Origin of the sequence: Streptomyces apocyni (assembly GCF_009739465.1) — a bacterium.
In the GTDB taxonomy this organism is placed as follows: Bacteria; Actinomycetota; Actinomycetes; order Streptomycetales; family Streptomycetaceae; genus Streptomyces; species Streptomyces apocyni.
In genome coordinates this window covers 1-7287 of record NZ_WHOM01000063.1, presented here as the reverse complement: position 1 = coordinate 7287, position 7287 = coordinate 1, and the positions used below count along the sequence as shown (strand labels likewise).

Genomic DNA, 7287 nt, shown 5'->3' with positions numbered 1-7287 from the left:
GCCTCCTCCAGCCACTGCGCCGCGACCCGGCTGTAATCGCCAAGCCGCAGCGTCGCGTTCGCGGACTGGTTGCCCCACTCGCGGAACGTGTCGCCGCCGTCACCCTGCCAACGCAGGCCACCCACATGCGTCTTCAGGTCGTCGCCGATCTTCGAGATCGTCTTCGCCGCCGAGGACAGCTTCCGCGCCAGCTCCGCCGGACCCGACGCGTTCGCCGACGCCAGCAACGCCACCAACTGCGCATGCGACATCGACTCGAAGTCCGTGGACTGCAACCCCGGCCACGCGGGCCGACCGCCCCTGCCGTCCTCGTCTTCGCCCGCCATCGTGTCCTCCCCGTGTGGCCGAATCTCCGGACGGCAACTCTAGCTACCGCCTGTGACAGTCTGGGCTGTGCCCCTTGGGGGTGGGGCCGATGTCGTACACCTCTCGTGGTGGCTGTAGTTGACCAGCGGCGGGCCTGTCCCTCTGTCGTGGACGTGTCGTTCGTGCGGCTCGCCCGGTTTGATTGGCCGGTCGCAGCGGCAGCAGATCACGGCGCTTTCACCTCGCTTTGTACGGTCCGCAGGGCTTCTGCGAGGCGTTGGCCGTCTGGGCACAGGACCGGGCTCGTGCGGCAAGTTGTGCATGCGGCGGCGTGGTCGAGCAGTGCCACGTAGGCCTCGCGGTTGGTGGGGCGCCTCGGGTTCACGCGGTAGACCGTGACGGTCAGGGGCGCGTCTTCGTGCGGCTGCTCGCTCACGACACTGCCTCCGCGCCGACGAGGTGCTGGTCGAGGTCGATGCCGTACTCGGCCGCGAGCACCAGCGCGAGGCGCCGACGACGCTGCCGGGCGCGTTCCTGTCGGCGGTCGTGCTCGACCAGGTATGGGCGCACCAGTGCGGTGTCCTCGCCGTTGAGTAGCAGGTCCAGCCCGCCCATCCCGTATGGGGAGCGGGGCGATGGCTGTTCCCATCGGGGCGCGACAGGAAGGGGCACGAGGTGCGAGTGCGCCCGGTCGGCCGGGGGGAGTGGGAGTGCTGCGGGTCGGGCGCGGTGGCGGCCGCACCCCCGCAACCCGAACGCCAGGCCTGCCCAGAGGGTGAGCACGCGGATAAGGTCGCGCATAGCCGAAGCTCCAATCTTCGGTGAGCCCCTGAGTGATCCCTGCCTGGATCTCTCGGGGGCGTTTTCGTCTCTGAGTAACGAGGATACGCACACTGTGCACGCTGTGCACAGTGTGCTGCCCAAAGTGCGGCTTGCGCAGTGTGCACAGAGCATGGAGGTGTGATCTACGAATGGCAGCGGGTAGCCAACGACCTCGAGCGCCGCATCCGTGCTGGGGAGATCCCGCCGGGTGGGCGGCTTGAGAATGAGCGAGAGCTGGCGGACGCGTTCAGCGTGAGTGCGGGAACGGTGCGCCGTGCTGTGCGGGAGCTGCGAGCGCGCGGCCTGGTTGAGACTCTGCCCGCGAAGGGGTCGTTCGTTGTTGAGCAGCCGCCCGTCGAGGCGCCCGAGGGCGGCAGCGCCACCGCTGACTGACCTGCGGGCCCGGGCGGCGACGCCCACGCCCGCCCGCCGCCCGTCGCCCGTCGCGAACCCTGGCTGGAAACCAACCCCCCGCGCCCGCATCGTGAGACCCCGCCCTGGCATGGGCGGAACTGTGGCAAACTGCCGCCGTGCTCTCGTTCGCCACGATTATTGGCAGCAGGCGCGCCGGTCCGCAGTGACCGCCACGTACCACCACGTACGGGCGGACACCGTCGTCTCAGACCCGCGCGCAGACCTCTCGCACCCGCGAGAGGTTTTTCTGTTTCCCGGCCCACCACAGCCGGGGGCGGAGCGCCTGGGATCATTAAGGGGACGGTGGAACCGGTCATTCCGGTAGACCGAGATCCGACACAGGAGCCAGATCAGCATGACGGACGCAACGGACGCAATCGAAGAGACCGAGAGCGCGCTCACCGAGCGCGCGCGCCTCGACGACTCCTTCCACGTCTTCGACACCACGCTGCGCGACGGCGCGCAGCGTGAGGGCATCAACCTCACCGTCGCGGACAAGCTGACCATCGCCCGGCACCTGGACGACTTCGGCGTGGGCTTCATCGAGGGCGGCTGGCCGGGCGCCAACCCCCGCGACACCGAGTTCTTCGCCCGCGCTCGTAACGAGATCGACTTCAAGTACGCGCAGCTGGTGGCCTTCGGCGCCACTCGCCGCGCCGGAGCCAAGGCCGCCGATGACCCCCAGGTCAAGGCGCTGCTCGACTCGGGCGCACCCGTCATCACGCTGGTCGCCAAGTCTCACGACCGGCATGTCGAACTCGCCCTGCGCACCACTCTGGACGAGAACCTCGCGATGATCGCCGACACGGTCAGTTATCTGCGCGAGCAGGGGCGGCGGGTGTTCGTGGACTGTGAGCACTTCTTCGACGGGTACCGCGCCAACCCCGGTTACGCCAAGTCCGTCGTCCGTACGGCCGCCGAGGCGGGTGCCGACGTCGTCGTCCTCTGCGACACCAACGGTGGAATGCTCCCCGCGCAGGTGCAGGCCGTCGTCGGGACCGTACTCGCCGACACCGGCGCGCGGCTCGGCATCCACGCCCAGGACGACACCGGGTGCGCCGTCGCCAACACCCTCGCCGCCGTCGACGCGGGTGCCACGCACGTGCAGTGCACGGCCAACGGGTACGGCGAGCGGGTGGGCAACTCCAACCTCTTCCCCGTGGTCGCCGCCCTGGAGATCAAGTACGGCAAGAGGGTGCTCCCGCCCGGCGCGCTCGCCGAGATGACCCGCATCTCGCACGCCATCGCCGAGGTCGTCAACCTCACCCCCTCCACGCACCAGCCGTACGTCGGCGTCTCGGCCTTCGCCCACAAGGCGGGCCTGCACGCCTCCGCGATCAAGGTCGACCCCGATCTGTACCAGCACATCGACCCCGAGCGGGTCGGCAACACCATGCGGATGCTGGTCTCCGACATGGCGGGGCGTGCCTCCGTCGAGCTCAAGGGCAAGGAGCTCGGCATCGACATCAGCGGCGACCGCGAACTGGTCGGCCGGGTTGTCGAGCGGGTCAAGGAGCGCGAGCTGGCGGGCTACACGTACGAAGCGGCCGACGCGTCGTTCGAGCTGCTGCTGCGTGAGGAGGCCGAAGGCAGGCGCCGCCGTTACTTCAAGGTCGAGTCCTGGCGCGCCATCGTCGAGGACCGCCCGGACGGCAGCCACGCCAACGAGGCCACCGTCAAGCTCTGGGCCAAGGGCGAGCGCATCGTCGCCACCGCCGAGGGGAACGGCCCGGTCAACGGCCTGGACCGGGCCCTGCGGGTCGGCCTTGAGAGCTTCTACCCCGAGCTTGCCAAGATGGAGCTGGTGGACTACAAGGTCCGCATCCTGGAGGGCACCCACGGCACCGGCTCCACCACGCGTGTCCTGGTATCGACCTCCGACGGCGAAGGCGAGTGGTCCACGGTCGGCGTCGCGGACAACGTCATCGCGGCGTCCTGGCAGGCGCTGGAGGACGCGTACACGTACGGGCTGCTGCGGGCGGGGGTCGAGCCCGTCGACTGAGCGCCATCGCGACCGCCGCCCGTACCGCCGTCGTCCGAGTTACCTTCGAATGTATGAGGCCTCACACAGCGGTGCAGAGCACTCTCCGGCTCGCGGTCGCCTTGCTGCTCGCCCTGGGGGTCGCCTTCCTCGCGGCCCCCGGGGCGCACGCGGACACGTCCGTCTCCGAGGTCGGCCAGGCCCTCAGGGAGAGTCCGGTCTACGTCGACGAGGAGGCGTCGGGGGAGCTCTCGGCGGCCGACGCGAACGCCCTGGCGCAGCGGATCAAGGACGCGGACAAGCCGGTCTTCGTGGCCGTCCTGCCAGCGGACTTCGCTGAGCAGAACGGCATCCCCAACGAGCAGCTCTTCCCGGCGCTGCGCGCGCAGACCGGCATCGTCGGCCTGTACGGAGTCCAGCTCGGCGACACCTTCGACGCACGCGCCGACTCCAACGTCCTGTCCCTCGACGGCGTCAACAACATCAAGGCGGGCATGGAGGGTACGACCACCGCGGCCCGGCTGAACAGCTTCACCGACCTGGCGATCAACAGCGTCAGCGGCAGCGCCCCGGCCTCCTGGGGGACCGCATCCGACGAGGGCGACCCCACCGGTGCCCTGATCGGACTCGGCGCGGTCGTCCTGGCCGGTGGCGCGGGTGCGTACGCGCTGGCCAGGCGGAACCGCGCGAAGAAGGCCGAGGCCGAGCGCAACGCCCTGGAGAAGCTGGGCGTCGTGGTCGACGAGGACATCACGGCCTTCGGCGAGGAACTGGACCGTCTCGACTTCCACCCGGGCGAGAAGGGCGCGACGGACCAGATGCGCACCGACTACGAGCACGCCCTGGACGCGTACGAACAGGCCAAGTCGCTCATGGCGGCGGCGCAGCGCCCCGACGACGTACGCGCGGTGACCCAGACGATCGAGGACGGCCGTTTCTCGCTCGCCGTGTTGGCCGCCCGCCGCGAGGGACGCGAACTGCCCGAGCGCAGGGCGCCCTGCTTCTTCGACCCGCGGCACGGCCCGTCCGTCGCCGACGTCTCCTGGGCCCCGGTGGGCGGACCCACGCGCGAGGTGCCCGTCTGCGCGGCGGACCAGGCACGGATCGCGGACGGCGAGGACCCGGCGATCCGCCAGGTCGATACGGAACAGGGCCGCCGCCCGTACTACGAGGCGGGCCCGGTCTACGGCCCCTGGGCGGGTGGCTACTTCGGCGGCGTCCTGCCCGGTCTGCTGATCGGCACCATGCTCGGCTCGATGATGGCCAGCCCGGCCTACGCGGCGGACGCCGACATGGGCGCGGGGGCGGGCTCCGGCTACGAGGGCGGCGACCAGTCGGGCGCGGACTTCGGGTCGGATGACTTCGGTGGCGGTTTCGGCGGCGGGGACTTCGGTGGGGGCGGGGACTTCGGCGGCGGCTTCATGTAGCGCGTACCGGCGTACTCAAGTCAGTCGCGCTCAAGTCAGTCACGTCTAACTAGGACGGTTTCGGTCCTAGTTCAGGCGTACGGTGCGGTTATGGATGCTCTCGACGGCCTGAAGATCATGACGTTCGCAGACTCGGCCGAGTGGGAGGCCTGGCTTGCCGGTCACCACGACTTCCCCGACGGAATCTGGCTGAAGATCGCGAAGAAGGGGTCGGGACTGGCCTCCGTCACCATCGGCGAGGCGCTGGACGTGGCCCTCTGCTACGGCTGGATCGATGGACAGCGCCGCCGCTACGACGCGGCGTACTACCTGCAGAAGTACACGCGACGCAGGTCCCGGAGTGAGTGGTCGATGGTGAACGTACGGAAGGTCGATGCGCTCACGGCGGCCGGGCGGATGCGCGAGCCGGGGCTCGCGGAAGTCGCGGCGGCGCGCGCGGACGGGCGGTGGGCGGCGGCGTACGAGTCGCAGAAGAACGCCACGGTCCCGGATGATCTCGCCGCCGCGCTCAAGGGGAACGAGCAGGCGGCGGAGTTCTTCGAGCGCCTCGGGAGGACGGACCAGTACCTGGCGATCGTACGGCTGCTGAGGGCGCGTACGCCCGAGGTGCGGGCAGCCCGGCTGGAGAAGGTCATCGCCGAGCTGGCGGCGGGGCGGAAGGTGCGGTAGCGCGCGGTGCGGTGACGCGAGGCGCGGTGAGGCTTCCGCCCCGGGGCGGAAGGCGGGTCAGGCCGCGTTCCTGATCGCCGAGATGTCGAAGCTCAGCTTGATCTTGTCGGAGACCAGTACGCCGCCGGTCTCCAGCGTCGCGTTCCAGGTCAGGCCCCAGTCGGAGCGCAGGATCTCGGCCTTGCCCTCGAAGCCGACGCGCTCGTTGCCGAAGGGGTCGGTGGCCGAGCCGTTGAACTCCAGGTCGATGGCGACCGGCTTGGTGACGCCCTTGATCGTCAGGTCGCCGGTGATGCGGTAGTCGTCGCCGCCCAGGGCCTCGGCGTGCGTCGAACGGAATGTCATCGACGGAAACTGCTCGGTGTCGAAGAAGTCCGCGCTCTTGAGGTGGCCGTCGCGGTCCGCGGAGCCGGTGTCGATGCTGTTCATCGCGATGTCGAGCGCCGCGGTGGACTGGGCGGGGGCAGTGCCGTCCAGGTGCAGCGAGCCGGTGAAGTCGACGAACGAGCCCTTGATGTTGGTGACCATCGCGTGGCGGGCGGTGAACCCGATCGTGGTGTGCGAGGCGTCGATCGTGTAATCGCCGGTCAGTGCCGCGAGTGCGGGGTTGGGAGCCGCGACGGTGGCGGTGGCCGTGCTGGTGGCGGTGGTGCTGCTGGTGTTCCTGCGGCCGAAGATTCCCATGGTCCTACTCCTCTGATCCTGTGCATGCAGCCATGCAGCAATGCAGTTGAATGTTCAACTAGAACGACCGTAAACCCATCTGGTTTAGATTTCAACAACTGGAGGGGTGTGAGTGGTGTCTCAGCAGATGGTTGTGTGGACCCCACAACCGCGAAACCCCCTGAGCAGGTACAACAGCTGCATCGCAGGCAGGTTCTGTCCAGGGCTACCAGGAAAACGGCCCGGACACTGTGTGGAGTCGACGGCCCCTTTTAGGGGGCGCACTTCGTAAGGTCGCTACATGACCGTTTTGGACGAGACCGCTTCCCAGGAGGGCGAGCCCACCGGCGCCCGTGGCCGCGTGGCCGAGCTGCGCGAGATCCGCGCGGCGGCGCTGGCTGGACCCAGCGAGAAGGCGACCGCGGCGCAGCACGCGAAGGGCAAGCTGACGGCGCGTGAGCGGATTGAGCTGCTGCTGGACGCGGGGTCGTTCCGGGAGGTCGAGCAGTTGCGGCGGCACCGGGCGACGGGCTTCGGCTTGGAGGCGAAGAAGCCGTACACCGACGGTGTGATCACCGGCTGGGGCACGGTGGTGGGCCGTACGGTCTTCGTCTACGCGCACGACTTCCGGATCTTCGGCGGCGCGCTGGGCGAGGCCCACGCGACGAAGATTCACAAGATCATGGATATGGCGATCGCGGCGGGTGCGCCGCTGGTCTCGCTGAACGACGGCGCGGGCGCCCGCATCCAGGAGGGCGTCTCGGCCCTCGCGGGGTATGGCGGCATCTTCCAGCGCAACACCCGCGCCTCCGGCGTTATCCCGCAGATCAGCGTGATGCTCGGCCCGTGCGCGGGTGGCGCGGCCTACAGCCCGGCGCTCACCGACTTCGTGTTCATGGTCCGTGAGACCTCGCAGATGTTCATCACCGGTCCGGACGTCGTCAAGGCGGTCACCGGCGAGGAGATCACCCAGAACGGTCTCGGCGGCGCCGACGTCCACGCCGG

The 7287-nt window shown here is 69.3% G+C and carries 7 protein-coding genes and 1 pseudogene; 5 read left to right on the top strand and 3 right to left on the bottom strand.

What is annotated here, in order from left to right:
* Both GCN81_RS18630 and GCN81_RS32880 read right to left on the bottom strand, forming a co-directional pair.
* Positions 1-326 (bottom strand): annotated as a pseudogene (locus GCN81_RS18630) (WXG100 family type VII secretion target); the annotation flags it as partial.
* Between the two features lie 412 nt (positions 327-738).
* Positions 739-921, bottom strand: a complete 183-nt coding sequence (locus tag GCN81_RS32880; RefSeq protein WP_325065114.1) for a hypothetical protein — start codon at positions 919-921, stop codon at positions 739-741.
* A 345-nt stretch (positions 922-1266) separates the two neighbouring features.
* Here GCN81_RS32880 and GCN81_RS18620 point away from each other — a divergent pair, with 345 nt between their 5' ends.
* The 4 genes from GCN81_RS18620 to GCN81_RS18605 all read left to right on the top strand — a co-directional run bounded on the left by GCN81_RS18620 (position 1267) and on the right by GCN81_RS18605 (position 5619).
* The gene (locus GCN81_RS18620) at positions 1267-1521 is read left to right on the top strand and encodes a winged helix-turn-helix domain-containing protein (RefSeq protein ID WP_231626829.1); all 255 of its coding nucleotides are present in this window, start codon (positions 1267-1269) and stop codon (positions 1519-1521) included.
* 376 nt (positions 1522-1897) lie between these two features.
* Positions 1898-3544: a citramalate synthase gene (gene cimA / locus GCN81_RS18615; protein WP_156725782.1), complete on the top strand. Its 1647-nt coding sequence runs from the start codon at positions 1898-1900 to the stop codon at positions 3542-3544.
* A 53-nt stretch (positions 3545-3597) separates the two neighbouring features.
* Positions 3598-4950 (top strand): hypothetical protein, encoded by a 1353-nt coding sequence (locus GCN81_RS18610; protein WP_156725781.1) that lies wholly within the window; start codon positions 3598-3600, stop codon positions 4948-4950.
* A 90-nt stretch (positions 4951-5040) separates the two neighbouring features.
* Positions 5041-5619 carry a YdeI/OmpD-associated family protein gene (locus GCN81_RS18605; RefSeq protein WP_156725780.1) on the top strand — a complete coding sequence of 193 codons (579 nt, stop codon included), beginning with the start codon at positions 5041-5043 and terminating at the stop codon, positions 5617-5619.
* A gap of 57 nt (positions 5620-5676) precedes the next feature.
* Here GCN81_RS18605 and GCN81_RS18600 read toward each other — a convergent pair whose 3' ends face one another.
* Positions 5677-6303 carry a YceI family protein gene (locus tag GCN81_RS18600; RefSeq protein ID WP_156725779.1) on the bottom strand — a complete coding sequence of 209 codons (627 nt, stop codon included), beginning with the start codon at positions 6301-6303 and terminating at the stop codon, positions 5677-5679.
* Between the two features lie 280 nt (positions 6304-6583).
* Here GCN81_RS18600 and GCN81_RS18595 point away from each other — a divergent pair.
* Positions 6584-7287: carboxyl transferase domain-containing protein (locus GCN81_RS18595; protein ID WP_325065113.1), on the top strand; the 704-nt coding region annotated here is incomplete at its 3' end.

Coding starts and splice junctions, on each gene's coding strand:
- cimA (WP_156725782.1), top strand. CDS start 1,898: ATGACGGACGCAACGGACGCAATCGAAGAGACCGAGAGCGCGCTCACC.
- GCN81_RS18605 (WP_156725780.1), top strand. CDS start 5,041: ATGGATGCTCTCGACGGCCTGAAGATCATGACGTTCGCAGACTCGGCC.
- GCN81_RS18600 (WP_156725779.1), bottom strand. CDS start 6,303: ATGGGAATCTTCGGCCGCAGGAACACCAGCAGCACCACCGCCACCAGC.
- GCN81_RS18610 (WP_156725781.1), top strand. CDS start 3,598: ATGAGGCCTCACACAGCGGTGCAGAGCACTCTCCGGCTCGCGGTCGCC.
- GCN81_RS32880 (WP_325065114.1), bottom strand. CDS start 921: ATGGGCGGGCTGGACCTGCTACTCAACGGCGAGGACACCGCACTGGTG.